Here is a 2,418-nt window from a genome sequence, read left to right as displayed (position 1 = left end):
GGGGTGATGGGTGGCTGGTCGTTGTTTGAGAACTGCACAGTGGACGCGAGCATCTGTGGCCAAGTTTTTAAGGGCGCACGGTGGATGCCTTGGCACCAGGAACCGATGAAGGACGTGGGAGGCCACGATAGTCCCCGGGGAGTCGTCAACCAGGCTTTGATCCGGGGGTTTCCGAATGGGGAAACCCGGCAGTCGTCATGGGCTGTCACCCGCTGCTGAACACATAGGCAGTGTGGAGGGAACGCGGGGAAGTGAAACATCTCAGTACCCGCAGGAAGAGAAAACAACCGTGATTCCGGGAGTAGTGGCGAGCGAAACCGGATGAGGCCAAACCGTATACGTGTGAGACCCGGCAGGGGTTGCGTGTACGGGGTTGTGGGATCTCTCTTTCACAGTCTGCCGGCTGTGAGACGAGTCAGAAACCGTTGATGTAGGCGAAGGACATGCGAAAGGTCCGGCGTAGAGGGTAAGACCCCCGTAGTCGAAACATCAGCGGCTCGTTTGAGAGACACCCAAGTAGCACGGGGCCCGAGAAATCCCGTGTGAATCTGGCGGGACCACCCGCTAAGCCTAAATATTCCCTGGTGACCGATAGCGGATAGTACCGTGAGGGAATGGTGAAAAGTACCGCGGGAGCGGAGTGAAATAGTACCTGAAACCGTGTGCCTACAAGCCGTGGGAGCGTCGGACGGAGAGCTTGCTCTTCGTCTCGTGACTGCGTGCCTTTTGAAGAATGAGCCTGCGAGTTTGCGGTGTGTTGCGAGGTTAACCCGAGTGGGGTAGCCGTAGCGAAAGCGAGTCCGAACAGGGCGACTTTAGTAGCACGCTCAAGACCCGAAGCGGAGTGATCTAGCCATGGGCAGGTTGAAGCGGAGGTAAGACTTCGTGGAGGACCGAACCCACCAGGGTTGAAAACCTGGGGGATGACCTGTGGTTAGGGGTGAAAGGCCAATCAAACTCCGTGATAGCTGGTTCTCCCCGAAATGCATTTAGGTGCAGCGTCGTGTGTTTCTTGCCGGAGGTAGAGCACTGGATAGGCGATGGGCCCTACCGGGTTACTGACCTTAGCCAAACTCCGAATGCCGGTAAGTGAGAGCGCGGCAGTGAGACTGTGGGGGATAAGCTCCATGGTCGAGAGGGAAACAGCCCAGAGCATCGACTAAGGCCCCTAAGCGTACGCTAAGTGGGAAAGGATGTGGAGTCGCACAGACAACCAGGAGGTTGGCTTAGAAGCAGCCACCCTTGAAAGAGTGCGTAATAGCTCACTGGTCTAGTGATTCCGCGCCGACAATGTAGCGGGGCTCAAGCGTACCGCCGAAGTCGTGTCATTGCAGCAATAGGGCCAACGCCTGCTGTGATGGGTAGGGGAGCGTCGTGTGCCGGGTGAAGCAGCACCGGAAGGTAGTTGTGGACGGTTCACGAGTGAGAATGCAGGCATGAGTAGCGATACACACGTGAGAAACGTGTGCGCCGATTGACTAAGGGTTCCTGGGTCAAGCTGATCTGCCCAGGGTAAGTCGGGACCTAAGGCGAGGCCGACAGGCGTAGTCGATGGATAACCGGTTGATATTCCGGTACCCGCTGTGAAGCGTCAAACATCGAACCAGGCGATGCTAAGTCCGTGAAGCCGTTCCGGACCCTTCGGGGAAAGGAAAGTGGTGGAGCCGACGAACCAGACTTGCAGTAGGTGAGTGATGGGGTGACGCAGGAAGGTAGTCCATCCCGGGCGGTGGTTGTCCCGGGGTAAGGGTGTAGGACGGTGTGTAGGCAAATCCGCACGCCATACAGTCTGAGACCTGATGCCGAGCCGATTGTGGCGAAGTGGATGATCCTATGCTGTCGAGAAAAGCCTCTAGCGAGTTTCATGGCGGCCCGTACCCTAAACCGACTCAGGTGGTCAGGTAGAGAATACCGAGGCGTTCGGGTGAACTATGGTTAAGGAACTCGGCAAAATGCCCCCGTAACTTCGGGAGAAGGGGGGCCACGTCTGGTGAGGGGACTTGCTTCCCGAGCTGGGTGTGGCCGCAGAGACCAGCGAGAAGCGACTGTTTACTAAAAACACAGGTCCGTGCGAAGCCGTAAGGCGATGTATACGGACTGACGCCTGCCCGGTGCTGGAACGTTAAGGGGACCGGTTAGTCACTCTTCGGGGTGGCGAAGCTGAGAACTTAAGCGCCAGTAAACGGCGGTGGTAACTATAACCATCCTAAGGTAGCGAAATTCCTTGTCGGGTAAGTTCCGACCTGCACGAATGGCGTAACGACTTCTCGACTGTCTCAACCATAGGCCCGGTGAAATTGCACTACGAGTAAAGATGCTCGTTTCGCGCAGCAGGACGGAAAGACCCCGGGACCTTTACTACAGTTTGATATTGGTGTTCGGTTCGGCTTGTGTAGGATAGGTGGGAGACTTTGAAGC

At 56.7% G+C, this 2,418-nt stretch carries 1 rRNA gene; it reads left to right on the top strand.

What is annotated here, in order from left to right:
* Nucleotides 1–57: 57 nt before the first annotated feature.
* Nucleotides 58–2,418: ribosomal RNA gene (locus J2X68_RS40165) — 23S ribosomal RNA — on the top strand; the annotation flags it as partial.

It is taken from the genome of Streptomyces sp. 3330 (assembly GCF_031456635.1).
Classification (GTDB): Bacteria; Actinomycetota; Actinomycetes; order Streptomycetales; family Streptomycetaceae; genus Streptomyces.
The sequence above is the reverse complement of the archived record's forward strand: the minus strand, read 5'-3'. Positions and strand labels throughout refer to the sequence as shown.